Here is a 25,343-nt window from a genome sequence, read left to right on the forward strand (position 1 = left end):
GGTACGAGGCGTACGGGTGGGTGCGGTGCGGCGGCTACGCGGCGCTGCGCTGGGCCGGCACCACGGTCCGGTCCGTGCTCCGCTCCGCCTCCAGTTGGTCCCACCACCAGGCGATGGTCGGCAGCGGCAGGGGTTCGCCGCTGTCGTCGGCGGGGCGGTGCTTCCACCAGCTCATCGGACGCACCGTCGCGCCGGCCGGCGCCGGAACCGTGTAGCGCGGGCAGCGGGACGCCCAGTCCAGGTGCCCGCGCACGAACTGCCCCAGGTCGTGTACGTAGCGGCGGACCTCGGCTCCGCCGTCGCGCAGTACCTGGGCGCGCAGCCGCAGGAAGAGAATCATGACGCGGTCGCGCATCGCGACCGCGTGCTCCAGTGCCTGCTGGGTGCTGCAGCCGAGTTCGTTGCGCAGGACGTCGATGAGGTTGAGGTCGTCATCGGCGCGCAGCAGTTCCTTGTTGCGCGAGTAGAGGTCGTTGTCCCAGCTGACCAAGGTCCAGGTGATCTCGGTGAGGGCCCGTACCCGGGGGTCCTCCAGGTCCTCGTCGGGCACCGAGTAACCCGCGACGATCTCCATCATGGCCGTGGAGGGAGCCATCCCGATGGCCCGCATCCACAGGGTCACGTAGTCATCGAGGGAAGGTAGTCCCGGGCTGCGCCGGCAGTGCGCCTCCCAGACCAGGCCCGAGGTGTAGACGCGCATGGCGTCGACCCAGCGGCGCAATTGGCGGGGGGTGGCGTACGTCTCCAATTCCCGGCGGAGTTCGCGCAGGGACGCGGCGTGGCGTGACTCGCCCGGCGCGAGTACGGAAGGCGCTTCGACGGCACGCATTATTCGCGAGGTCTGCTCCGCCAGCTGTCCGGCGGTCGGGCGGGCCTCGTCGCAGACGCCGTCGTCGAGCGAGAAGAGCACGGCGTGGAACTTCGCCATAAGGGTGAGCGGTGCAAGGCTGCCATAGGGCATCGTCGACGCGGTGAGGCCGCCGAAGTCACAAAGGGCAAGGCGGCGGCGCTGCTCGGGATCACTGTCGAGTTGCTGTCGGAGCATCCAGTCGACGGTCAACTCGTTCAGCACCTTCGCCGCGGGGTGCACGGCGGCGGGTACCGGACAGTAGAACGGGACATGGGGCAGGTGCTGAATCAGCCGGTGATCCGAAGCGACAGTCATGGGTTTTCCCCCTGGAGTCCAGGTTTCAACGTGCAGTGCGGTGTTCTGCTCTGTGCTGGGGCCTATATGCCCATGTCCGATCGTCAATAACAATGCAACTGCCCATCACCTGACGCAAGTTGAGCATCGCTTGTTCACACTAGTCGGTCGACCGGAATTCGCTCCGAGAATACGCGCTGTGTGATCTGCGGGAGGCGGGCGTGGCCACGGGGGCGGATCTTTACGCGTGACCCTCTTGCCATCGAGCGGAAATACCGTCCGGAATCCCCCGGTACCGGCCAATGCCCTGGAAACAGGACCCAGATCCAGCCACGCATAGCGTCCACCCAGGTCAACACCGGAACGATCTGGCGCATTTCGCCCTTGCTCGCACCCCTGTGTTCGATATCGCCAGCCCCTTACCGGGCGGCGCGGACACGGCCCACGCCGTGCGTACGCCTCATCGCGCGCCGGAAGCGCCGTGGCGATCCGACTGCCGCATTCCGCTCGCGTTCGAATTCACGCCCAGCATTCGACCTATGCAGAAGGAATATTCACCATCTCGGGCCATGGATTACGGCGGAGTAAGTGTCAACAGCCGGCCCGGACATCCCAGGCCGGTGACACGGCCCTTCGGTCTCACGACCGTGGCAATTCCTCTTCGGTGTGCGTCGTACTGGCGCTGCGCAGACCTCGCGCTTCGGAGGGGGCACCGGGGGGTACCCCTGGATGCTGCCGGACGCCGCGCGTCTCTCCTACGGCGGGCTCCGACCACCTCTCCTCCTCGCACGCGAAAATCTATGCCAGCCGCAGTAGACATTGGGCGGTCGTCTGGTTATGGTTTCTCTCGTAGCCGAGATCAACAAGGCCCGGCAGAGACGAACTGGCGGGCAGTAGTACGAGTAGTTGCAGTACGCAGTGCGGTGCGGTGGTGGAGCTTCGAAGCCAGAGCGGTTGCAGGACGGCGACGGGGCTGACGACCGGACCGGGTGGCCCGCAGTGATCAGGGGCCGCCATGAGCAGTAGCGAAGTATCCGCAGTGGCAGTACCCAGCAGTGCAGTCAGTGAGCAGTACCTCGGTGAAGGCGTCGGCTGCGGACGCGCGCACCGGGAAGTTCGGCATTCGCATCACAGCAGTACGAACAAGGCAGTTCATCCAGAGGGAAAGAACGGAGGAACACCAGCGCCATCAGGATCGCCCGGGTAACGGCTGAAGCCCGGGTACCGCAGGACATCGATAGTGAGGTGGTCTCCGGTCAAGCAACCGCGATCCCCGCATCCCCGACAGCATCGACGTCGGGTCGGCGGAAACAGAGAGCCGGCGCAGTACCAGGGCCGGCAGATGGTGTAGCAGTTCCTTCGGGGCCCGGGTGCCACATGGCATCCGGGCCCCTCCAGCGCGTTCCCGACAGTGTTCCAGAGAGGTGCAAATGACAGCAGATGACTCGTTCGACCGTCTCGACGACGACGACTACCCCGCCTACACGATGGGCCGGGCCGCCGAGATGATCGGAGCCACCCAGGGCTTCCTACGGGCCATCGGCGAGGCCCGACTCATCACCCCGTTGCGCTCCGCGGGCGGCCATCGCCGCTACTCCCGCTATCAACTGCGCATCGCCGCCCGCGCCCGCGAACTCGTCGACCGGGGCACTCCGATCGAGGCCGCGTGCCGCATCGTCATCCTCGAAGACCAACTCGAAGAGGCCCAGCGCCTCAACGCCGCATACCGCCGTGCCGGCGGAGCGGACAGCGAGGTGACCACTTCCGCCGGCTGAACAGCTTGCGGACGAAAGTCGGCGCGCTCGATGAGAGTGGCGACTTTACGGGCGGAGGGGACCGGGCCGGTGCCGAGGGCCGCACTGCGGGGAACCCCTCTGAGGCTGCGCCGGGGCCCGTGGTGCAATAGGGCCCGGACCCGTCCAGTGCTGGTGTGACGTCGGCCGGGCGGGCATCTTCCGGGCGGGGTCCTGAGACGGCGTCGAGCGCGAGGAGGACCCGTGCCCTCAGGGGAGACGGACGGTGGCGGACGGCGGACCCCTCGTCCTCTCGCAGGCGAGAGCCTTCGGGGCGAGGAGAGGGCACTGACAGGCATATTGGAGGCGGCGGAGTCCGCGCCGCCTGTGGAGTCACTGGATGTAGTGGCCGGCATTCTCAAGGACCGCCTGGGGGCAGCGGCGGTGTCCTTCCTGATCACCGACTTCACCGGCAGCTCGGTAGTACGGCTGGGTGCCGCGGACAGCGTCGAAACGGGGAAGACGGCCCAGCGCATCGCTCTGCGCGGCACGCTCTACGACGACGTGATCCGAAGCCAGCAGCCGAGGACGCAGGTCACGGGCGAGGGCCTGTGGTGGATCGTCGCTCCGGTGACGAACCGAGGGGATGCCATCGGGCTGCTTGAGCTGTTCCTGCCCGCCGAACCGGGCCCGGAGTCGATGCGGGAGATCGGCGAGACGGCGCACGCGCTGGCGTACATCGTGATCGCGAACCGGCCCTTCACGGACGTGTACCAGTGGGGCAGGCGCACGGTCCCGCTGAGCCTGGCAGCAGAGATCCAGCACCGGCTGCTGCCCGGGTCGCTGGCGTGCGAGGCGGCGCAGTTCGGGCTAGCCGGAGCGCTGGAGCCGGCCGACCACGTCGGGGGCGACACCTTCGACTACGTGATCGACCGGGACGCGGTCCAGCTGTCCGTCACCGACGCCATGGGGCACGATGTCGCCGCCGCACTGCTGGCCACCCTCGTGGTGGGTGCCCTGCGCCGGGCCCGGCGGGCGGGCGCGAGCCTGGAGGAACAGGCCGTCGAGGCGGACCGGGCCGTGCGGGAGCACGGTCGCGACGGAGGTTACGTCACCGGTCAGCTGCTGCGGATCAGCCTGCTCGACGGCAGCACCGAGTTCATCAACGCCGGACACCCCTGGCCGCTGCGCCTACGGGACGGGGAAGTGACGCAGCTCGTTCCAAAAATCGACCTTCCGTTCGGCATGCTGCCCGTCCACTCCTACCGGGTGCAGTCGCTGGATCTGCAGCCGGGCGACCGGCTGGTGATGCTGACGGACGGCATGCTGGAACGGAACGCCGCCGCCCTTGACCTGTCCGAACTGATCCTCCGCACCCGTTCCCTGCATCCCCGAGAAGCCGCCCGCTCCGTCATCGGGGAGATCGTCGACGCCAACGACGGCCACCTGGAGGACGACGCGACCGTCATGTGCCTGGACTGGCACGGCGTTGGCTACTCCCAGCGCGATGCTGCTACCGGTGCCGACCTCTCCGACGCCTCCCTGCCGCAGGCACAGGACTGACCGTGCGGTGCGCGGGTGGCTCCATCCATCGATGCGCAAACCCTGCCGCTGGCCCTGTCAGCGGCCCCGAGGGTGGGCACCCTGGGTTCAGGGGCGTGGTGTCAGCGCGGCGGCGAGTTGGGTTCTGCTGCTGATTCCGAGTTTGCGCAGGGCGTTGGCGACGTGGTGCTCGACGGTCCGTGGCGAGACGTGCAGCTCCTCGGCGATGGTGCGGTTGGAATGGCCTTGAGCGGCGAGGAGGGCTATCTGCTGCTCGCGGGGTGAGAGGCCGTCGCCGTATCCCACGGGGCCGCGTTTGCTGACGTGGGTCAGCCCTTGGCGGCGCAGCGTGCGGCGGCAGTTGGCGAGGTCCCATTTGGCGCCGATGCGCCGGTACGTGTCCATCGCCTGCTCGCTGAGTTCCTGTCCCCGTTGGCGGTCGGCGGGCAGGCTGCAGCGGGCGGCGCCCTGGAGGGCGTGTCCTGTTTCGAGAGGCCGGCCGGTCTCGGTCCAGGCACGGGCGGCCTGTACGAAAAGTGGGATGGCGGCGTCCGGACGCTGGTCGGCTTCCGCGAGGTGGGCACGACAGGTGAGGAGGGCGGCGGTGGCGGCCGGGGCGTGTCGACCCTCGATGCCGTGGGCGAAGTCTTCGACGAGCTGCTGGGCTTGGGGGTGCCGGCCGGTTCGGATGAGGGCTTCGACGGCGGTGGGGGCGAGGTCGGTGGCCCAGATCCATCCTCCTGTGCGGCGGATGTCGTCGAGGGTGAGCGTGGTGGCGGCGTGTGCGTGGTCGGGGCGGCCGGCGGCGAGGTGGATGCGTGCGAGGGCTGCCGCGGAGGCGGGCAGGACGATGCCGGTGTCGAGCTGGGAGGTGCGGGCGGCGTTCGTGAGGTCTTGGCGTGCGGTGGCGGTGTCGCCCTGCTGATGGAGGGTGAGCAGGCCGCGGACGAGGAGGGACTCGGCGGCGAGGTCGCGGATCTCGGAGTAGAGGTGGACGGCGCGCTGGGCGCGCTCGGCGAGTCCTTCCCAGTGGCTGGTGGTCCAGGCGAGGAGGAGGTGGGCGGTTTCGGCGAGTGCCTGGAGGTAGGGGATGCCGTTGCGTCCCAGGAGCTCGTCCGCCTGGGCGAGGTGGTCGCGTGCGGTCGCGGGGTAGCCGAGTGCGGTGGTGGCGTGGGCGAGGTTGACGCGTGCGCGGGCGAGCTGGACTTCCTCGGCGGCCGGTGCGGGGGCCTTGGGGAGGGCGGCTGCCGCGTTCCAGGCTTGCGGGTCGCCGGTGAACATCAGGACGGTGGCCCGGTTGACGGCGACGGCGGTGCGCTGGACGGGGTCCGTGATGCGCGGGATGAGGGCTTCGGCGCGCTCCAGCCATTCCAGGTGTTGGGCGAGGGGCCATCCCTGGACGGAGGGGAAGGCGATCGTGGACATGGCGCGGGCGGCGAGTTCGGGTGCGGTGTCGGTGAGTTCGTCGGCGGCCAGGGCGATCTCGTCCATGCCCGCGACTCCCAGGCCCGCCTGGTTGCACATGAGGGTGCCCAGGTAGAGGCGTAGCTCACCGGCTGCGGCGCGGGGCGGGTCGTCCTCGGTCAGCGTCCCGCGCAGGGCGGGGATGATGGCGTCGTCGGGCATCGCCGAGAGGGCGGCGTTGCCGAGTTTGAGGCCGAGCCGGATCCGGGCGGTGGCGGAGGGGTGGTCGCTCAGCGCCGTGAGGTAGTGGCGGGTGGCGGTGGTGGTGTCGCCCTGCGCCGTGGCGCGGTCGCCGGCGGCTTCGGTGTAGCGCAGGTAGGACTTGGCGCGGCCGGCCTGCTGGTAATGGTGCGCGATCTCGGCGAGCGGTGGCGGCGAGATGTGCTGGAGGACGGCCTTGGCGGCGCGCAGGTGCAGTGGGCCGCGTTCGAACTCGCAGATGGCTTCGTAGGCCGCTTGGCGGGCCAGGGAGTGGCGGAAGTCGAGGGTCCCGCCCGCGGCGGGGTGCAGGACGCCGTGCTCAAGCGCCATGGTGACGGCCCGGCGGGTGTCGGGTTCGCTCAGGCCGGTGAGGTCGGCGAGCAGATCGACGGTGACGGGACGTGCTGTCACAGCGGCAGCGGCAATGACGTCGCGCGTCTGTCCCGGGAGGAGGGCCAGACGTTCCAGGAGCACGCGCCGTACCGGGGCGGGCAGGATGATCGGGCCGTCGGCGTCCAGGGTGGTGCCGACGTCGTCGGTGATCAGCCTGACGACTTCCTCGATGGCGAAGGGGATACCGGCGGTGCGGCGGTGCAGACGCTCGGCGCAGTCCTGGGACGTGTGGTCCGCGCCCGTCAGCTGGGCGGCCAGCTCCCCCGTCTCTGCCGCCGTCAAAGGAGACAGCCGGACTTCGTGGACCTGTGCACCGGACAGCCACGAGGCCGGTGCACGGTGCCTTGCGGCATGAGGAGCGTCGTCCCGGTCGGTGAGTATGACCCTCAGGTTGGCGGGGAGGCCGGTGGCCAGGACCCGCAGGAACTTGCGGGTGCCCGCGTCGGCCCAGTGGACGTCCTCCAGGACCAGGACCGCCGGGTCTATGGAGCGGAGCAGTGCATGGATGGCTCCGTAGAGGCGGTATGTCTCGGCCGGCGCGTAGGTGATGACCGGAAGCGCCTGCGGCAGAGAGCCGGCGAGGTCGGGCAGGAGACGTCTCAAGGCTCCCGCGAGTGCGGGAACCTCGCGCAGCGCACTGGCCGGGAGCTGGTGCAGCGCGGCGATGACCGGTCCCAGGACGGGAGTTTCCACCATCTCGGAGCACTGCCCGATCAGGTGCGGGAGGCTCTCCAGCGCCGGGTCCCGCAGCAGTTCCTGGACGAGACGCGTCTTGCCGATTCCGGCCTCTCCGGTGATGACGATGATGCTCGGCGGCTGGGCTGCCGCCCGGGACAGCGTGGCGAGCTGGGCTGTGCGTCCGATCAGGGGGGTGTGGACAGTGGTGGGCCGTGGTGCGTGCACGAGAGGGTGGCTCTCCTGGGTGTTCCGGGCAGATACGCGCGCGGGGTTCTGCCGCAGTGCCGTACGGACCCGCCCCCGCGGGGCCCGTACGGTGCGTCGGGGTCAGTGGCGGTCTGAGAGCTGCTGCTCGTAGAGGCTGGCGGGGGCTACCGGCTTGCCGGGGCTGACGATGGTCCCGAGCGCGGGCGGAGTCGGGAGCTGGTAGTCGTGCTTGCCGTCGACCTGCTTGCCGGTGATGCCGTAGGCCCAGTTGTTGGCGGTGGGCGGCGTCAGGATGGCGTACTTCGCGGCCTTGGTGTTCCAGAACATGTTGTTGGCGCCCTGCCAGCCGTGGCCGGTGCCGCCGTCCCAGGCGTTGGCCGCGATGAACGCGCTGTCGGTGCTGTTGATGGTCAGCTGGTCGTAGAGGGTGCCCGAGGCCCAGCGCATGTGCGGGCCGGCGTCGATCTGGCCGCTGCCGGAGGGGGAGGTGGCGGTGGAGCGGGTGAAGACGTTGGGGCCTGCGGCGAAGGCCTGGGTGGTCCAGGCGTGGACGCGGTCACCGGTGACGGTGGTGTCGCGGACGAGGACCTGCTGTCCGCCGACCATGAACGCGGGCGGCGGGGCCAGGCCGTCGGGGACCACCATGTTCAAGTCAGCGGCCCGCTCGATGGTGACGCGGCTGGCGTTGTCGTTGACGTAGAACCCGGAGCCGAAGCGGGTCAGCTTCACGTCCTTGACCCACACGTCCCGTGCGGCGCCGATCGTCACCAGGCGGGAGGCGAAAGCGCCGGCTTCCTTGTTCTTGCCGCCCTCGGGCCGATCGTAATCGGCGTGGAGGGTGAACTCCTTCGCGTCCGCGGCCAGATTCTCCACGCCCGCGTTGGTGACCTGGCCTTCGAGTGTGTAGTGCCAGGCGGTGCCGCCACCGTACTTCTTCTCGATCGCGGTCGTGATCGGGGCGTCGAGGGTGAGGGTCTTCCCGGCGACGCCCATGACGGTGCGTACCGCGAGGATGCCGGAGTTCGGCTTCCAGGACTCGCCGCCGGGGATCTTGTTCATGCCGATCGCGTTGATCCACTCCTGAGTGGTAGGGCGCTGGACCACGATCCGCTCGCCCGCCTTGAAGGAGGAGCCGTCCTCAAGAGTGACCTTGGCGGCGCCGACAGGCACGTCGCCCGCGATCGTCACCCGCTGCCCCGTCCGGGTGTAGGCACCGTCACCGCCGATGGTGACCAGCGAGCCCGGGGCTCCCGTAGCAAGGAGGAGGGTCCCTCCCTTTGCGACGTCGGTGCCGGAGCCGCGCAGCACGACCCCGTCCGCCAGCTTCAGCGAGGCGGTGACACGGAACTTCCCCGGTCCCAGGAGGACCGCGCCCCGCACACCGGCAGCCGACGGCTTCAGCTTCGCGGCGCTGTCGAGGGCGGCCTGGATGCGGGGGGTGTCGTCACCGCTGCTGCTGTTGCTGCGTGCATCGACGCGTCCGACGACCGCGGCGGCGGGCAGGGCTACGCCGCCGCCTCTGTAGCCGGCCGACGAGAAGTCGGGGATGCGGTTGTTGGAGGCGTCCGGCGTGTAGGACAGCTTGCCGTTGACCAGGGTCAGGGAGGGCACCTTGGCCGTGCCCGGCTGCGTGGCCCGCGCGGCCTGCTCGTCGCTCTGCATCCACACGACCGCGGTCGTCGCGAGCGCCGCGGCGGCGCAGGCGGCCGTGATGCGGCCCGCGCTCATCGTCCTGCTGTGCCGTCCCTTGCCCTTCCGGTGCGGTGTCTGCTTCTTCGTCTGCCTGGCGCTCATCGCGCTGCCCCTCAAGAGTGGTGCGGTGTCCCGCTAGCCCTAAAACAGGAAATCGTAGGTCGAATGGAAAATCGAGCCGTAAATTCTATGGTGATAGAACCGTTATGGTTGCGAATCTTTACCTCTGGGAGGGTGCACGGGCCGCCGGGATGATTCTTGGCCCGGCAGCCCGTGCTGTGTGCCCGTCCCGATGCGCTGCGCTGGGGCAGCGCCTCCCATGGCTATCGGGACGGGCCGTGAAGGGGGCAGACGGCAGTACGGAGCCGGTCTGCCGGATCAATCAACGGGTCAGAACTGGAGGGACCAGGCGTTGATGTAGCCGGTGTCCCGGGTCGCGTTGTCGGTCACGCGCAGGTTCCAGGTGCCGTTGGCCATCTCGCTGGAGGCGTTGACGGTGTAGGTGCCCTGGACGTTGTCCGCGCCGTCGTCGCCGTTGTAGTCCTTCAGGCGGTAAGCGCTGCCGTCGGGGGCAATGAGCTCGACACGCAGGTCACCGCGGTAGGTGTGGCGGATGTCCACGCTCACCGCCAGGGCCGCCGGTGCGTTCCCGCTGACCCCCGAGACGGTGACCGGCGAGTTGACGGTGGTGTGGTCACTGATCTGGTAGTCGGCCGTGTTTTCGAACTTCGGGCCGGTCGGCGGTGGAGTGGTGCCACCGCTGACGTGGAGCAGCTTGTTCGGGGAGCCGGTTTTGGCGTCGGTGACCTTGTTGGCGGTGGCGTCGGCAACGAGCCTGTCGCGGACCTGCGCCGGAGACCAGGACGGGTTGGCCGCCAGGACCAGGGCGGCCGCGCCGGCCACGTGCGGGGAGGCCATCGACGTGCCGTTCATGACCGTTGTCGCCGTGTCGCTGGTGTGGGAGGCCGAGGTGATGCTCACCCCTGGGGCGAATACGTCCAGGCACGAGCCGTAGTTGGAGAACGAGGCGCGGGCGTCGTTGCTGGTCGTCGCACCAGCCGTGATCGCGGTCGGCGTTGACGCAGGGGAGCGGGTGCAGGCGTCGGTGGTGCCATTGCCGGCCGCGACCGCGTAGGTGATGCCGGAAGCGATCGACTGGGCGATGGCGTCGTTCATCGACTGGGTCTTGGAGCCGTCGATGCTCATGTTCGCTACGGCGGGCTTGGCCGCGGTCCGGGTCACCCAGTCGACTGCGGCAATGATGTCGGAGTCGTAGCCCGATCCAGCGCAGTCGAGGATGCGGACGCTCACCAGTTTGATGCCCTTGGCGACCCCGTATGCGGTGCCCCCGACGGTGCCCGCGACGTGGGTGCCATGACCATGACAGTCGGAGGCGTTGGAGTCGTTGTCGACGAAGTCGTAGCCGCTGGCGGCCCGCCCGCCGAAGTCCTGATGGGTGAGGCGGATGCCGGTGTCCAGGACGTACGCGGTGACGTTCGAGGCGGTACTCGGGTAGGTGTACTTCTTGTCCAGCGGCAGGTCCCGCTGATCGACGCGGTCCAGGCCCCAGGTCGGATTGGTCTGCGTCTCGGAGGCCCTCGCTGTGCCGTCCGCCTCCACCCGCGCCACCGCCGGGTTCGCGGCGAGCCGCTTGGCGGCGGCCTCGGGCAGACGGACGGAGAAGCCGCGCAGAGCCTCGGTGTACACGTGGCCCAGCGTGCCGCCGTGCCCGGCCGTCAGGTCCCGTGCGTGCCGCCCGACCTCACTGCGGCCGACCGACGTGTTCAGGGTGACGATGTAGGAGTCCTTCACCACGTCGGCGCGGTCCGCGCCGACGATCACTCCCTCCCCCGAGGGGGCGGGGGTTGCGCCTACTGCCGTGCCCGCCCCGATCAGCAGGGCAACACTCGCAAACCCTGCGGCGACAGCGCGCAGGCCCACAGCGTGGGATCTCATACGGATTCCTCCTCGACGACTGTCCGGACCGCGCCGGCCCGGCAACCACGGAGCAACCCCTGCCTGCGGGGCAGGCCGGAAACAGGACGCGGCAGCCCGATGGAGCCACCGCGATCCGAAACCGTGCCATGCGGCCGACGACCGTCAAGTCGGTGCTCGGCCGTTCCCGCAGCGAGGGGTGGGCATGACCGCAGATGCCCCCGTGCGGTCATGCCCGTGCTCGACGGCTTTGCTCCTCTGGGGGGAGGCTCCACGGCACATCCGGTCGCCTGAGCAGGCGTCCGAGGTGTGGTGGTGGACGAGCCGCCGTCGAACTCCCCAGAGCATCGGGGGTGCAGGTGGAACCAAACAATCCGTAGGGCTACCCAAAAGTTTCCGGGCGGGTGTCCGGCGCGGGGTCAAGCGGCATCGCGATGCTCGTCATCGAGCACGACCTCGATGTCGTCGAACGCGCCGACCGGATCATCGGCCTGGGGCGTGACCGGGGTGTCGGTCAGGGGGCGGCGGGCAGCGGCGAGGGCTCGGCCCGCCGTCCGGGGTCGGGCTCGGGTTCTGGTTCTGTCCCCGTTTCACGGTGGTGGCCCAGGGCGCGGAGCACGGACGGCAGCGAGGGCGGCTCATGGGTGGTCGGCAGGCCGATGCCGGCCTGTTCGCGGGACGGGCGCAGGGCCGTGCGCCGCCCGGCGAGCGTGGTGCGCAGCCCCAGGTTCCCCCGGCTCCAGCAGGACCGCGACGGCCGGTCCGAGATCCCGGACGACCTTCTCAGACGGCGCCGAACCAGGCTTCCGCGACGGATTCCCAGGTCTGTTCGGACGGTGCGGGGAGTTCGCGGAAGTACCAGGTGAAGTTCGAGTAGACGTGCAGTAGGGCGTATGCGAGGAGTTGGTGCGGATCGAAGTCGCGGCCGTACGCCTTCTGGAAGCGGGCCATCAGTCCCGGCTCGCCCCGGGTCAGGAACAGGCCGATCGCGACCATGTCGTACGCCGGGTCGCCGATCATGGCGGGCTCGAAGTCGAAGAGCCCGGTGAGCCGCCAGGTCTCGGGGTCCACGACGAGGTGCTGGCGCATCAGTTCGGTGTGCAGCAGGGCGCCGGGCGCGGCGACCGGCAGGGTGACGGAGTCGAGGAAGGCGGGGATCCGCGCGATCCACTCCTCGGGCAGCCCCCGGGAGCGCTGCCGCTCGACGGCGCCCGCCCGCTGCCGGGCGAGGAAGGCGTTCCAGTCGCCGGGCCCCAGGACGTCGGCGAGCGGGGCGGGGTCGAGCGCGTGCAGGGCGGCGAGCGCCTCGCCGGCCTCGGCGACGATGCGCTCGCGGTCGGCCCGGGGGATCCGGGGCCAGGCCAGGGAGAGGTCCTCGCCGGGGAGTTGGGCCATCAGGACGTACCGCCAGCCCTGGCCGTACGGGCCGGTGGCGTACAGGTCCGGGGTGCGGACGGGCAGCCTGCCTTGGAGGTGGGCCAGGACGCGGGCCTCGGTGATCCCGTCGGCCGCGTCGCAGGTGGGGAACAGCTTGAGTACGTGGTCGGCGCCGACCGCGTAGACGGGCATCGAGCCACCGGGGTAGGGGGTGAGAGACGCTGCGGCGAGGTCGGTGCCGGACGGGACGGGTCCCGAGGAGCCGGGGCGCGGAGGTGCGCCCGGTCCGGGGAGGTTCAGTCCTGCGAGCAGGTCCTTGACGGCGCGTCGCATGACCGTCTGGTCGGGGACGACCTCGTCCCACTTCTCGTCACTCTTCACCTCGGGAAGCATGGCGCGGAGGGTAGGTCGGTGATCACCCGGATCGCAATCGCTTTTCGGCGGGCTGCGTTAGTCTTCTGGAAATTCGTTACGCTTTGTCCGCATTTGCACCGCGCTCCCGGCCCTGCTTCGGACTGCTTCCTGGAGGTCCCCCTTGCCGTCCAGCCGTTCACGCTCCGGGCTGCCCGCCCCCCGCCGACTCGCGCTCGCCGCGGTGCTCGTGGCCTCGCTCACCGCTTCGCTCGGGGTTGCCCCCTTCCCCTCGGACGCGCAGGCCCCGGCGCCGTACGAGCTCGACCACGTCAGCACCCTGCCGCCCTCGGCACGGTCGGCGTCCGGCACGAACCTGCTCGTAGTGGGGATCGACCGGCGGGCCGGGCTGACGCGTCAGCAGATCCAGGACTTGCACGTCGGCGGGAAGGGGTGCGACTGCACGGACGTGATGATGCTGGTGCACCTGGCCGAGGACGGGAAGCGGCTGAGCGTGGTGTCCATCCCGCGCGACTCCTACGTACGGTTCGCCCCGCACGACCATCCGCAGCACTCCGGAAAGATCAACGCCGCGTTCCAGCACGGCGGGCCCGACCTGGCCGTACGTACCGTGGAGCAGGCCACCGGAGTCCGCGTCGACCACTACCTGCAGACCGACTTCGCCGACTTCGCCGCAGCCGTCGACGGGCTCGGTGGCGCGGAAGTGTGCACCGACCGCCCGCTGACGGATCCGAAGTCCGGGCTGCGGCTGGCGCCCGGCGCGCACCTGCTGAACGGCCGCAATGCGCTGCGGTACGCGCGGGCCAGGAAGGTGTCCCCGCCCGGTGACCTGGGGCGGGTGCGACGTCAGCAGCGGCTGCTGCTCGGCATGGTCGAGCGATTGTCGCGGGCGGGTACGTTCCGCAGTCCGGTCGCCCTGGTGCAGGCGGCGGGCACGCTGGCGCCGAAGCTGCGCACGGACACCGGCACCGACCTGGCGACCCTGTTCGCGCTCGGCTGGCGCATGCGCGAACTCACCCCGGAGCAGATGGAGTTCGCGACCGTGCCGATGACCGCCTTCGACCACCGGGTGACCGACTGGGGCTCCACGCTGCTGTGGGACGACGCCCGGGCGGCCCGGCTGTTCGCCGCACTGCGGGAGGGCAGGCCGATGACCCAGGAGATCACGCTACAGGCGGTGCCGGTCGCGATGGAGCCGGGCAAGCTGCCGGTGCGGGTGGACGACCCCGATGTGGCGGAGGCGCTGAGCCGCAACGGCTTCGTGGTGACGAAGGCTCAGGTGCCGTCGGTGAGGGCCGACGGGCCTACGGTGATCACGTACGATCCGGCCTCCGAGCGGTACGCCGCCACGCTGGCCGCGGCGCTGCCCGGTGCGCAGCTCCGCCCGGTGGCCGGGCACGGCAAGGTGTTCCAGGTGTCCGTGGGCACGGAGGGACGTGGCGTGACCCAGGTGACGTACGACCGGAGCATGGTGGAGGGGGCGCCCATGACCGGGGAGCAGTTGCGCTGTCGCTGAGAAGGGGTCCATTGGGGAGTGGTGGGGGCCGGGCGTCAACGCTGGTTGCCGGGGCGGGAGTCGGCGGGTAGGAATGGGGCCCATGACTACTCTCGGCGTGGTGTTCCGCCCCCAGTTGGCCCCTGAGAAGCTGCGTCCGCTGGTGCGGGTGGCGGATGAAGCGGGAATCGACGAGCTGTGGCTCTGGGAGGACTGCTTCCTGGAGAGCGGCATCGCCGCCGCGTCCGCCGCGCTGGCGTGGACGGAGCGGCTGCACGTGGGTGTGGGGCTGCTGCCGGTGCCGCTGCGCAACGTGGCGTTGGCGTCGATGGAGGCGGCCACGCTGTACCGGTTGTTCCCTGGCCGGGTGACGCTCGCCGTCGGGCACGGGGTGCAGGACTGGATGGGCCAGGTGGGAGCGCGGCCCGCGTCGCCGCTGACGCTGCTGCGCGAGTACCTGACGGCGATGCGGGCACTGCTGCGCGGAGAACAGGTGTCGTCGGACGGGGAGTACGTACGCCTCGACAAGGTGGCACTGGACTGGCCGCCGCACACGGCGCCGCCGGTGTTCGCCGGGGGTGTCGGGCCGAGGACGCTGCGGCTGACCGGTGAGGCGGCGGACGGCACGGTCCTGGACGCGTCGACCTCGTCCGAGGGGGTACGGGAGGCGCGCCGGCTGATCGAGGAGGGGCGGGCGGCGGCGGGGCGGGCGGCGGATGCCCCGCACAAGGTCGTGGTCTATCTGCTGGCCGCGACCGGGCCCGGCGCCGAGGACCGGGTACGGGGCGAACTGGCCGCCGACCGGCGGAAGTTGTCGCTCGACCTCGGGGTGGCCGGGGACGCAGAGGCGGTGGCCCGTGCGGTACGGGAACTGGCGGACGCGGGGGCGGACTCGGTGGTGCTCCAGCCGACCGGGGACGAGCCCGACCCGGAGAGGTTCGTGCGGTTCGTGGCGGAGGGGGTCCGGCCGCTCGTCTCCTAGCGCTCCCCCTGCCCCCGACTCCGATCTCGTCCTCTTGACGATAAGGAGCCCTCCCCTTATCGTCGCTATGACGAGAAAGAGGAGGGCTTCCTCATGGCCGACATCACCCGCCGTCTGGGCTGGCGCCACCTGCGTTCCGCGCCGACCGCGCACGTCCGTCACCACCGGCACGGCAAACTGGTGCACGACGGTCCGGGGCTCAGCTTCTGGTTCCGGTCGCTGACCGCCGCGCTCTCCGAAGTGCCGGTCAGCGACCGGGAGTTGGCGATGGCCTTCCGGGCCCGTACATCCGACTTCCAGGACGTCGCCCTCCAGGCCACGGTGACGTACCGGATCAGCGATCCCGCCGTTGCCGCCGCCCGGCTCGACTTCTCCGTGGACCCGGACACCGGCGCCTGGCGCGGTTCCCCGCTGGAGCAGCTGGCGACCCTGCTCACCGAGACCGCACAGCAGCACTCCCTGGACACGCTGGCCCGGATCCCGCTGGCCGAGGCGCTGGTGGACGGGGTGGCTGCGGTACGGGAACGGATCGCGTCCGGTCTCGCGGCGGAGCCGAGGCTGCCGGCCACCGGCATCGAGGTGGTCGCGGTGCGGGTGGTCGCGATCCGTCCCGAGGCCGACGTGGAGCGGGCGCTGCGCACTCCGGCGCGCGAGCAGATCCAGCAGGAGGCGGACCGGGCGACCTACCAGCGGCGGGCCGTCGCGGTGGAGCGGGAGCGGGCCATTGCGGAGAACGAGCTCGCCAGCAAGATCGAACTGGCCCGGCAGGAGGAGCAGTTGGTCGACCAGCGCGGCATCAACGCCCGCCGCGAGGCCGAGGAGCTGGCCGCCGCCGACGGGGTCCAGGCCGAGGCGGAGGCCGCCCGTACGGTACGGCTCGCCCGCGCCGAGGCCGAGGCCGCGCGGGAGGTCGGCGAGGCGCGCGCCCAGGCACAGGCCGCCTGGCTGCGGGTGCACGGCGAGGTCTCCCCCGCCACGCTGCACGCCCTGGCCACCACCCGGCTCGCGGAGAACGTGCCGCGCATCGAGAGCCTGACCCTGTCGCCCGACGTACTGACCGGGCTGCTCGCCAGGCTGGGCAGGGGCGGCGGCGAGGTCTCGTGAGCCTCGCGCCGCGCGCCGTGCTGGTCCATCGCACCAGTGAGTACGAGGAGTTGCTCGCGCGGCACGGCACGCGCGGGCAGGCCGAGTTCTTCCTGTCCTCGCGGGGGCGCGGCATCGACGAGGTCGAGGAGCGGCACCGGCGGATGCGGCGGGCGCTGGCGGAGGTGGCGGGTGCGGTGCCGTTGCAGTGGCGGCAGGCGCGGGTGGAGCGGGCGGACCTGGACCGGTTCCTGTTCGGTCCCGAGGACGTCGTGGTGGTGGTCGGGCAGGACGGGCTGGTCGCCAACACCGCCAAGTACCTCGACGGGCAACCGGTGTTGGGCATCGACACCGACCCCGGCCGCAACCCCGGCGTGCTGGTGCGGCACCGGGCGGCCGACGCGGCGAAGCTGCTGCGGTCGGCGGTGGGCGCGGGGGCGTCCGCCGACGAGCTGACGATGGTGGAGGCGGTCGCGGACGACACCCAGCGGCTGCTGGCCCTCAACGAGATCTACCTCGGCCCGCCGTCCCACCAGACCGCCCGCTATCGCATCGGGCCGGACTCCGGCCGGGCCGTAACCGAGGCCCAGGCCTCGTCCGGAGTCCTGGTAGGCACGGGTACGGGCGCCACCGGGTGGCTGCGCTCGCTGTGGCTGGAGCGGGGTTCGGACCTGCCGCTGCCGGGCCCGTCCGACCCGCGTCTGATGTGGTTCGTACGGGAGGCCTGGCCCTCCCCCGGCACCGGAACCTCCCTGGTGGAAGGGGTGCTCGACGGGGACGCCGGGCTTCGGCTGACGGTGGAGTCCGACCGTATGGTGGCGTTCGGCGACGGCATGGAGACGGATGCGCTGGAGCTGACGTGGGGTCAGACGGTGCGGGTGGGGCGGGCGGAGCGGGCGCTGCGGCTGCTGGCCTGAGGCGGGAAGACGCACACTCCGCGCGGCGCCCCACCCCACCTCAGCCCGCCCCACCTCACTCCACGAACGGCAACCCCGCGTAGTTCTCCGCCAGTTCGGCCGCCGCGTGCCGCGAGGAAGCGATCCGGTCCAGCTGCGAGAGCTGGAGCCGGGTCTGGAACGGGGACTGCTGCGGGTCCACGTGCAGCGTCGTCGTCATGAAGTACGAGAAGTGCTCGGCCCGCCACACCCGCCGCAGCGCCGCGTCGGAGTACGCGTCGAGCAGGTCCGGGGAACCGGTGGCACGCAGCCGGGTGAAGGCCTGGGCCAGCCGGACCACGTCGGCCGCCGCGAGGTTGAGTCCCTTGGCCCCCGTCGGCGGGACGATGTGCGCGGCGTCCCCCGCGAGGAAGACCCGCCCGTACCGCATCGGCTCGGACACGTAACTCCTCATCGGCAGAACCGACTTGGACGTAACCGGCCCCCGCTCCAGCTTCCAGCCGGGGTCCGCGGTGGTCGCGAAGCGGGCGTCCAGCTCGTCCCAGATCCGTGTCTCGGACCAGTCGGCGGGGTCGGTGCCGTTGGGCACCTGGAGGTAGAGGCGGCTGACGGTGGGCGAACGCATGCTGGCGAGGGCGAAGCCCCGGTCGTGGTGCGCGTAGATCAGCTCGTCGTAGACGGGGCGGGCGTCGGCGAGGATGCCGAGCCAGGAGTAGGGGTACGTGCGCTCGTACGTGGTGCGCGCCGAGTCCGGTATCGCGCGCGCTGTCACTCCGTGGAAGCCGTCGCAGCCGACGACGTAGTCACAGGTGAGGGTCTGCTCGCGGCCCTCGTGGAGGTAGCGGACGGTCGGCCGGTCGGAGTCCGCGCCTTCGACCGAGGTGACCTGCGCTTCGAAGAACAGCGGTCCGCCGTCGGCCAGTTGGAGGGCGATGAGGTCCTTCACCACTTCGGTCTGGGCGTACACCATGACCCGGCGGCCGCCGGTGAGGGCGGGGAAGTCCAGCCGGTGGGCGCGGCCGTCGAAGCGCAGCTCGATGCCGTCGTGGGGCATGCCCTCGCGGTCCATGCGCGCGCCCGCGCCCGCTGCCCGGAGGATGTCGATGGTGCCCTGTTCGAGGATTCCGGCGCGCTGGCGCTGTTCGACGTAGGTGCGGTCGCGGCTCTCCAGGACGACGCTGTCGATGCCCGCGCGGTGCAGGAGGCGGGCGAGCAGGAGTCCGGCGGGGCCGCCGCCGATGATGCCGACTGTGGTGTGCATGGGGTCAGTCATCCGTTTCGGTCACGGGGTCGCTTACGGTCACGGGGTCGTTGAGTTCCTTCAGGACGCTGTTCGCGATGCCGAAGGCCGCGTTGGCCGCCGGGACGCCGCAGTAGACGGCCGACTGGAGGAGCACTTCGCCGATCTCCTCGTGGCTGAGTCCGTTGCGGACCGCGGCCCTTACGTGCATGGCGAGTTCGTCGTGGTGGCCGCCCGCGACGAGTGCGGTGAGGGTGATGCAGCTGCGGGTGCGGCGGTCGAGGGTGTCGCCGGTCCAGATCTCGCCCCAGGCGTAGCGGGTGATGAAGTCCTGGAAGCGGGCGGTGAAGGGGGTGGTGCGGTCGACCGCCCGGTCGACGTGGGCGTCACCGAGGACCTGTCGGCGTACGGCCATGCCGGTGGCGTAGGTGCCGGTGGTGGGGTGGTCGGGGGCGGTGAAGTGGCCCTGGAGGGCGGCGAGTACGGGTGCGGGACGCTCCACGTTCGCGAGGTGCCCGGCGCGCGGGATCTCGGTGAGGGCGGCGTCGGGGATGCCGTCGGCGAGGAGGCGGGCGTCGGCGGGCGGGGTGGCCCGGTCCTCGCGGCCGGCCACGACGAGGGTCGGGGCGGTGATCTTGCCGAGCTCCGCGCGCAGGTCGAAGGCGCCGAGGGCGTCGCAGCAGGCGGCGTACGCGGCGGGGTCGGCGGCCCGGTGGTCGGCGCGCAGGGCCACGACGGAGACGGCGTCCGAGCCGGGGGCGCCTCCGAAACCGGGGGTGAACCAACGCGCGGGCGCCGACTCCGCCAAGGGGCCTGTCCCCTCGCGCCGGACCGCGTCGGCCCGGTCCGCCCACACCTCGGGCGTGCCGAAGCTGGCGGCGGTGCAGACGAGGGCGAGCGCCTCGATCCGCTCCGGGTGGTGCACGGCCAGCCAGCTGCCCACGGCACCGCCGAGGGAGATGCCCGCGTACGAGAACCGGTTGATGGCCAGCGAGTCGGCGAGGGCCAGGACAAGGCGGGCGAGATCGGCGACGGTGGCACCCTCGCGGACGAGGTCTGCGGGGGAAGCCCCGTGCCCGGGAAGGTCCCAGCGGACGACCCTGAAGCGGGTTGCCAGGGCGGGGACTTGAGGCTGCCAGACGGAGAGCGAGGTACCGAGGGAGGGACCGAGGAGGAGGGGCGGGGCGCCGACGGGACCGTCGGCGCGGTGGTGAAGGAGGGGGTGGGTCATCGGGGGTCCTGACGGTGTCAGAGGTCTGGGGGGTGGGGGTCTGGGGGTCCGGGTCTCAGTCGCGCGGTTTGGCGAGGGGGCGGGTGAGGGCTCGGTCGGTCAGGGGTGGGGCGGAGCCCAGGTGGGTTTCGGGGGTCAGGAGTTCGTGGAGGCGATCGAGGGGCGGCAGAGTGGCTGCCTCCGGCTGCTGGTGCAGGGCTTCCGCCAGGTCCGTGCCGTGGGTGGCCGCGTACCGGGAGGCCCTGGACAGCAGGTCCTTGGCGCGGGCGTGGCCGAGCAGCGGAGCGAGAGCGGCGCTCAGGTGTTCCGATGCGATCAGGCCGCCGGTACGGGCCAGGTTCTCGCGCATGCGGTCGGGACGTACGACCAGACCGGCCACGAGTTCCGCCGCGTCACGGGCCGCCCCGCCGGTGAGCCGGAGGGCGTCGCGCAGGGGCTGCCACTCCGCGTGCCAGGCGCCCGCCGGGCGTTCGTCCTCGGCGGCGAGGGATCCGTACAGTACGGCGGCCAGGGCCGGGACCTGGCGGGCGGTGGCGGCGATCAGGGTGGCCCTGACCGGGTTGCTCTTGTGCGGCATCGCGGAGGAGCCGCCGCCCGCACCCTCGGCCAGTTCGCCGATCTCCGTACGGGAGAGGACCAGCACATCGGCGGCGATCTTGCCGAGCGCCCCTGCGGTGAAGGCGAGGGCGCCCGCCAGGTCGGCGACCGGGGTACGCAGGACGTGCCAGGGCAACTCGGGCTCGGCGAGACCGAGTTCGCGGGCAAAGGCCGCCGCGAGCCGCAGCGGATACTCGGTGGGATCCGCGCCGCCGTCCTCCCCCGACCCGGTCCATGACCCCGACCCCGACCCCGGCCCCGCACTCGCGCCGAACGCGGCCAGTGTTCCCGCCGCGCCCCCCAGTTGGGCCGGCAGGGTCTCCCGTACGGCTGTGAGCCGTTCGTGCGCGTCCAGTACCAGTGCCCGCCAGCCCGCCGCCTTCAGGCCGAAGGTGGTGGGGACCGCGTGCTGAGTGAGCGTGCGGCCGGGCATGGGGGTGGTGCGGTGTGCGGCCGCCAGGTGCGCGAGGGTGGCGGCCGTGCGTTCCAGGTCGGCGGTCAGCAGGTCCAGCGTGCGGGCCGCGAGCAGCATCAGGGCCGTGTCCAGGATGTCCTGACTGGTGGCTCCCCGGTGGACGAACTCGGCGTCCGCGGGCGACAGTTCGGCCACTTCCTCCGTGAGGTCCGCGACCAGGGGGATGACCGGGTTGCCGCCCGCCCTGGCCCGTAGCGCGAGGGCGCGGACGTTGTAGCGGGGGCGGCCCGCGTCGGCGGCGGTCGTGACCGCCGATGCCGCGCTCGCGGGGGCGGCGCCGAGCCGGGCCTGTGCCCGGGTCAGTGCCGCCTCGGCGTCGAGCATGGCCTGGAGGAATGCGGTGTCGCCGGTGGCCGTCTCGGCGGGGCTGCCCGCCGCCACCGGGGCGAAGAGGCCGACGTCGTACTCGGCGGAAGTCTCAGCGGAAGTCAAGGAAGACCGTCTCCCTCTCCCCCTGGAGCCGGATGTCGAAGCACCGCGCGCCGTCCGCCTCCTGGCGGCGGGCGAGCAGGGTCGCCCTGCGCTCGTCCGACAGCCCGGCGAAGGCCTCGTCGGTGATCCCGGCCGGGTCGTCGGCGAAATAGGCGCGGGTGTAGAGGTGGTGCATCAGCCCGCGCGCGAACACACAGACAGAGAGGTACGGGAGGTGGGCGGGCGGGGGCAGTGTGCGGACCGCCCAGTGGCCGTCGGCGTCCGTCGCCACCCGTCCGAAGCCGGTGAAGTCGACGCCGTTGCGGCCGAGGAAGCCGCCGGTCACGGGGTCGCGGCGGAGCGATCCGGGCCGTCCGGCGAGCGAGCCGTCGGGGGCCGCCTGCCAGGTCTCGACGACCGCGTCGGGGACGGGCGTACCGTCGCCGTCGTAGACGTGGCCGTGCACGGTGACCGTGTCCGGGTGTCCGGCCGGGGCGATGTCGCCGCCCCCTGCGAAGGGCAGCGCGTAGCCGTAGAACGGGCCGACCGTCTGCGACGGCGTGGGCGGGTGCACGGAGGCCACGGGAGTCACAGGGGTCATGGGGGTCACAGGGGTCACAGGGGTCACGGGCATCAGTGGTCCTCCTCGGGGTCGGGCAGGGTGGCGGCCGGGCCGTCGAGGGTGATGTCCCAGCGGTAGCCGAGCGAGAACTCGGGGCGGGAGAGCGTGTGGTCGTAGGTGGCCACCAGACGGTCCCGGGCGGCCTGGTCGGTGACGGACTGGAGGATCGGGTCGTAAGGGAAGAGCGGGTCGCCGGGGAAGTACATCTGGGTGATCAGCCGCTGGGTGAAGGCGGTGCCGAAGAGCGAGAAGTGGAGGTGGGCGGGGCGCCAGGCGCCCAGGTGGTTGCGCCACGGGTAGGCGCCGGGCTTGACGGTCGTGAAGGCGTAGTGGCCCTGATCATCCGTCAGGCAGCGGCCCACGCCGGTGAAGTTGGGGTCGAGCGGGGCCGGATGCTGGTCGCGCTGGTGGGCGTACCGTCCGGAGGCGTTGGCCTGCCAGAGCTCGACGAGCTGGCCGCGTACCGGTCGGCCGTCGCGGTCGAGGACCCGGCCGCTGACGGTGATGCGTTCGCCGAGCGGTTCGCCCTGGTGCTGCCGGGTGAGGTCGGCGTCGAGCTCGGTGACGTCGGTGACGCCGAAGACGGGGCCGTGCAGTTCGGCGGCCTCCGGGTCGCCACCCCCGGTGAGGGTCACGAGCGGCTGCCTGGGGTGGCGCAGGACGCTGCTGCGGTACGGGGTGAAGTCGCGCGGCGGGTGGTGCGGGACGGGGGCGCCGGCCGCGACCGCCTTGGCCACGGCGGAGTGCCGGTCGGCTATCTCCGCGCTGATCTGTTGCTGCGTCAGTTCCGGTGTGGGCATGGGGTGTTGGTCACCTCTCCAGTACGAGTGCGAGGCCCTGGCCGACGCCGATACACAGGGTGGCGAGTCCGGTTCCGGAGCCCGCGGCGGCGAGCTGGTGGGCGACGGCTCCGGTGATGCGAGCTCCCGAGGCGCCCAGCGGGTGGCCGATGGCCAGGGCGCCGCCGCGTGGGTTGACCACGCCGGGGTCCAGTCCCGGCCACTGGGACAGGCAGGCCAGGGCCTGTGCGGCGAAGGCCTCGTTGAGTTCGACGACACCCAGGTCGGCGAGGTCGCGGCCGGCCTTCTTCAGGGCGCGCGCGACGGCCTCCACCGGGCCGGCCCCGAAGTACTGGGGCTCGATGCCGGTGACGGCACTCGCACCGATCCGGGCGAGCGGTTCGCGGCCGGTGGCGCGCAGGCCGTCCTCGTCGACGAGCAGGAGCGCCGCGGCGCCGTCGTTGAGCGGGGAGGAGTTGCCCGCCGTGACGGTGCCGTCCTTGCGGAAGACCGGCCCCAGCTCGGCCAGGGTTTCGGGGGTCGAGGACTCGCGGATGCACTCGTCGCGGGCGAGGTCCACTCCCGGGACGGGCACGACTTCACCCTCGTACAGACCGTCGCGCCAAGCGGCTGCGGCCTTTTGATGGCTCGTCAGGGCGAAGGCGTCCTGGTCCTCGCGGCTGATGCCGTACCGCTCGGCGACGAGTTCGGCGCCCTCACCGAGGGCAACGGTCCACTCCTCGGGCATGCGCGGGTTGGTCATCCGCCAGCCGAGGGTCGTGGAGTGCAGCTGCTGGTGCCCGGCGGGGAACGCGCGTTCCGGCTTGGGCAGCACCCAGGGGGCGCGGCTCATCGACTCGACGCCGCCCGCCACCGCGATCGAGGCGTCGCCGACGGCGATGGCGCGGGCGGCCTGGATCACGGCCTCCATGCCGGAGCCGCAGAGCCGGTTGACGGTGACGCCGGGCACGGACACCGGGAGCCCGGCGAGGAGCACGGCCATGCGGGCGACGTCGCGGTTCTCCTCGCCCGCGCCGTTGGCGTTGCCGTAGAAGACGTCGTCGATCCTTGTCGGGTCCAAGTCAGGGGTACGGGCGAGGAGTTGGCGCAGCACGGTGGCCGCCAGGTCGTCGGGTCGGACCCCGGCCAGTGCGCCGCCGTACTTGCCGACCGGCGTACGCACGGCGTCGACCACGTACACGTCACGCACGCCACGCACGTCACGCACCCCCCGCGCCCCCCGCACGCCACGAAGCCCGTTCATCGGCCCGCCACCTCTCCCAGGGCGACCGGCGCCCCGGTCTTCTCGATGAGTTCCGCGGCGCCGACTCCCGGCGCCGTCTCGACCAGGACGAGTCCGGCGTCGGTGACGTCCAGTACGCCGAGGTCGGTGATGATGCGGTGCACACAGCGTTTGCCGGTGAGCGGCAGGGTGCACTCCGCCACGATCTTGGGGGTGCCGTCCTTGGCGGTGTGGTCGGTGAGGACGATGACGCGGCGGGCGCCGTGGACGAGGTCCATCGCCCCGCCCATGCCCTTGATCATCTTTCCGGGGATGGACCAGTTGGCGAGGTCGCCGCCCGCCGAGACCTGCATGGCGCCGAGGATCGCGGTGTCGATGTGGCCGCCCCGGATCATGCCGAAGGAGAGGGCGGAGTCGAAGAAGGAGGCGCCGGGAAGGACGGTGACGGTCTCCTTGCCCGCATTGATGAGGTCGGGGTCGACCTGGTCCTCGGTGGGATACGGGCCGACGCCGAGGAGTCCGTTCTCGGAGTGCAGGACGACGTCGACGCCTCCGGGCAGGAAGCTGGGGACCAGCGTGGGCAGTCCGATGCCGAGGTTGACGTAGCTGCCGTCGGTGAGTTCGGCTGCCGCGCGGGCGGCCATTTCCGCTCGGGTCCAGGCCATCAGGCGCGCACCGTGCCTTCCGTGGTGGGCGCGGAGGTCATGCGCCGTTCTATCGACTTGTCGGCCGCCTGCCGCGGGGTCAGTTCGACGACCCGCTGGACGAAGACACCGGGTACGTGCACGGAGTCGGGGTCCAGCTCGCCCGGTTCGACGAGTTCCTCGACCTCGGCCACGGTGATGCGGCCGGCCGTGGCGGCGAGCGGGTTGAAATTGCGGGCGGAGCGGTGGAAGACGAGGTTGCCGTGCCGGTCCCCCTTGGCGGCGCGGACGAGTGCGAAGTCGGTGCGGATGCCGCGCTCCATGACGTACTCCCGGCCGTCGAAGGTGCGGACCTCCTTCGCCGGGGAGGACAGGGCGACGCCGCCGTCCGTCCCGTAGCGCCAGGGCAGTCCGCCGTCGGCGACCTGGGTGCCGACTCCGGCGGGGGTGAAGAAGGCGGGGATACCGGCGCCGCCCGCGCGCAGCCGTTCGGCGAGGGTGCCCTGCGGGACGAGCTCGACCTCCAGTTCGCCGCCGAGGTACTGCCGGGCGAACTCCTTGTTGTCGCCGACGTACGAACCGGTGACGCGGACGATGCGGCCTGCCGCGAGGAGCAGTCCGAGGCCGCCGCCGTCGACGCCGCAGTTGTTGGAGACCACGCTCAGGCCGTCGGGCCCGCTCTCGTGGAGTGCCTGGATCAGCACGTTCGGTACGCCGCTGAGGCCGAAGCCGCCGACGGCGAGCGAGGCTCCGGAGGGGATGTCGGCGACTGCTTCGGCGGCAGTGGCCCTGACCTTGTCCATGAAGGAATTCCTGACCCCAGGCTGTTCGCCTGATGAACTAGAGTTCACACTTGACTCGGCATGAGTGTGCTTCGACCCGTCCGGCCTGTCAATGCCCGGCCGTT

The 25,343-nt window shown here is 71.4% G+C and carries 19 protein-coding genes; 6 read left to right on the forward strand and 13 right to left on the reverse strand.

Going from position 1 to position 25,343, the window contains the following annotated elements; translation table 11 throughout:
* Window positions 1-34 precede the first annotated feature (34 nt).
* Window positions 35-1,165 (reverse strand): terpene synthase family protein, encoded by a 1,131-nt coding sequence (locus ACZ5PB_RS00100; RefSeq protein ID WP_468686420.1) that lies wholly within the window; start codon window positions 1,163-1,165, stop codon window positions 35-37.
* A 1,409-nt stretch (window positions 1,166-2,574) separates the two neighbouring features.
* On the opposite strand from ACZ5PB_RS00100, the gene ACZ5PB_RS00105 reads away from it, so the two are divergent.
* Window positions 2,575-2,919, forward strand: coding sequence for a MerR family transcriptional regulator (locus ACZ5PB_RS00105; RefSeq protein WP_468686421.1), 345 nt, complete (start codon window positions 2,575-2,577; stop codon window positions 2,917-2,919).
* Between the two features lie 306 nt (window positions 2,920-3,225).
* Window positions 3,226-4,440: a PP2C family protein-serine/threonine phosphatase gene (locus ACZ5PB_RS00110; RefSeq protein ID WP_468688188.1), complete on the forward strand. Its 1,215-nt coding sequence runs from the start codon at window positions 3,226-3,228 to the stop codon at window positions 4,438-4,440.
* A gap of 87 nt (window positions 4,441-4,527) precedes the next feature.
* On the opposite strand, the gene ACZ5PB_RS00115 is transcribed toward ACZ5PB_RS00110, so the two are convergent.
* The 4 genes from ACZ5PB_RS00115 to ACZ5PB_RS00130 form a co-directional block, all read right to left on the reverse strand.
* Entirely contained in the window at window positions 4,528-7,380 is a 2,853-nt protein-coding gene (locus tag ACZ5PB_RS00115) for an ATP-binding protein (RefSeq protein WP_468686422.1), read from the reverse strand.
* 102 nt (window positions 7,381-7,482) lie between these two features.
* A complete protein-coding gene (locus tag ACZ5PB_RS00120; protein ID WP_468686423.1) occupies window positions 7,483-9,156 on the reverse strand; it encodes a pectate lyase family protein in 1,674 nt (557 codons plus the stop codon).
* A gap of 288 nt (window positions 9,157-9,444) precedes the next feature.
* Window positions 9,445-11,010 carry a S8 family peptidase gene (locus ACZ5PB_RS00125; protein WP_468686424.1) on the reverse strand — a complete coding sequence of 522 codons (1,566 nt, stop codon included), beginning with the start codon at window positions 11,008-11,010 and terminating at the stop codon, window positions 9,445-9,447.
* Between the two features lie 762 nt (window positions 11,011-11,772).
* The gene (locus tag ACZ5PB_RS00130; RefSeq protein WP_468686425.1) at window positions 11,773-12,759 is read right to left on the reverse strand and encodes a phosphotransferase family protein; all 987 of its coding nucleotides are present in this window, start codon (window positions 12,757-12,759) and stop codon (window positions 11,773-11,775) included.
* 142 nt (window positions 12,760-12,901) lie between these two features.
* On the opposite strand from ACZ5PB_RS00130, the gene ACZ5PB_RS00135 reads away from it, so the two are divergent.
* The 4 genes from ACZ5PB_RS00135 (at window position 12,902) to ACZ5PB_RS00150 (ending at window position 17,215) form a co-directional block, all read left to right on the forward strand.
* Window positions 12,902-14,254, forward strand: coding sequence for an LCP family protein (locus tag ACZ5PB_RS00135; RefSeq protein WP_468686426.1), 1,353 nt, complete (start codon window positions 12,902-12,904; stop codon window positions 14,252-14,254).
* 82 nt (window positions 14,255-14,336) lie between these two features.
* Window positions 14,337-15,215 carry an LLM class flavin-dependent oxidoreductase gene (locus tag ACZ5PB_RS00140; RefSeq protein ID WP_468686427.1) on the forward strand — a complete coding sequence of 293 codons (879 nt, stop codon included), beginning with the start codon at window positions 14,337-14,339 and terminating at the stop codon, window positions 15,213-15,215.
* A gap of 93 nt (window positions 15,216-15,308) precedes the next feature.
* Window positions 15,309-16,319 carry an SPFH domain-containing protein gene (locus tag ACZ5PB_RS00145; RefSeq protein WP_468686429.1) on the forward strand — a complete coding sequence of 337 codons (1,011 nt, stop codon included), beginning with the start codon at window positions 15,309-15,311 and terminating at the stop codon, window positions 16,317-16,319.
* Complete coding sequence (locus tag ACZ5PB_RS00150; RefSeq protein ID WP_468686431.1) at window positions 16,316-17,215, forward strand: diacylglycerol kinase catalytic domain-containing protein; 900 nt, start codon at window positions 16,316-16,318, stop codon at window positions 17,213-17,215. The genes ACZ5PB_RS00145 and ACZ5PB_RS00150 overlap by 4 nt, the downstream gene beginning before the upstream one ends.
* A 55-nt stretch (window positions 17,216-17,270) precedes the next feature.
* Here ACZ5PB_RS00150 and ACZ5PB_RS00155 read toward each other — a convergent pair whose 3' ends face one another.
* The 8 genes from ACZ5PB_RS00155 to ACZ5PB_RS00190 are packed head-to-tail and all read right to left on the reverse strand — an operon-like array spanning window position 17,271 to window position 25,239.
* Window positions 17,271-18,455 carry a 4-hydroxybenzoate 3-monooxygenase gene (locus ACZ5PB_RS00155; protein WP_468686433.1) on the reverse strand — a complete coding sequence of 395 codons (1,185 nt, stop codon included), beginning with the start codon at window positions 18,453-18,455 and terminating at the stop codon, window positions 17,271-17,273.
* Window positions 18,456-18,459: 4 nt separating this feature from the next.
* Window positions 18,460-19,665 carry a bifunctional 3-oxoadipate enol-lactonase/4-carboxymuconolactone decarboxylase PcaDC gene (gene pcaDC / locus ACZ5PB_RS00160; RefSeq protein ID WP_468686434.1) on the reverse strand — a complete coding sequence of 402 codons (1,206 nt, stop codon included), beginning with the start codon at window positions 19,663-19,665 and terminating at the stop codon, window positions 18,460-18,462.
* Window positions 19,666-19,720: 55 nt separating this feature from the next.
* Complete coding sequence (gene pcaB, locus ACZ5PB_RS00165) at window positions 19,721-21,169, reverse strand: 3-carboxy-cis,cis-muconate cycloisomerase (RefSeq protein ID WP_468686436.1); 1,449 nt, start codon at window positions 21,167-21,169, stop codon at window positions 19,721-19,723.
* On the reverse strand, window positions 21,156-21,749 hold the full coding sequence (gene pcaG, locus ACZ5PB_RS00170) for a protocatechuate 3,4-dioxygenase subunit alpha (RefSeq protein ID WP_468686437.1): 594 nt from the start codon (window positions 21,747-21,749) through the stop codon (window positions 21,156-21,158). The genes pcaB and pcaG overlap by 14 nt, the downstream gene beginning before the upstream one ends.
* Before the next feature lie 32 nt (window positions 21,750-21,781).
* Window positions 21,782-22,570, reverse strand: coding sequence for a protocatechuate 3,4-dioxygenase subunit beta (pcaH, locus tag ACZ5PB_RS00175; RefSeq protein ID WP_468686438.1), 789 nt, complete (start codon window positions 22,568-22,570; stop codon window positions 21,782-21,784).
* Window positions 22,571-22,580: 10 nt separating this feature from the next.
* Window positions 22,581-23,813 carry a thiolase family protein gene (locus ACZ5PB_RS00180; RefSeq protein WP_468686439.1) on the reverse strand — a complete coding sequence of 411 codons (1,233 nt, stop codon included), beginning with the start codon at window positions 23,811-23,813 and terminating at the stop codon, window positions 22,581-22,583.
* Window positions 23,810-24,457, reverse strand: a complete 648-nt coding sequence (locus ACZ5PB_RS00185) for a 3-oxoacid CoA-transferase subunit B (protein WP_468686442.1) — start codon at window positions 24,455-24,457, stop codon at window positions 23,810-23,812. The genes ACZ5PB_RS00180 and ACZ5PB_RS00185 overlap by 4 nt, the downstream gene beginning before the upstream one ends.
* On the reverse strand, window positions 24,457-25,239 hold the full coding sequence (locus ACZ5PB_RS00190) for a CoA transferase subunit A (RefSeq protein ID WP_468686444.1): 783 nt from the start codon (window positions 25,237-25,239) through the stop codon (window positions 24,457-24,459). Before ACZ5PB_RS00190 ends, ACZ5PB_RS00185 begins: the two co-directional genes overlap by 1 nt.
* Window positions 25,240-25,343: the final 104 nt, after the last annotated feature.

The organism is Streptomyces sp. NPDC032721, assembly GCF_055579625.1.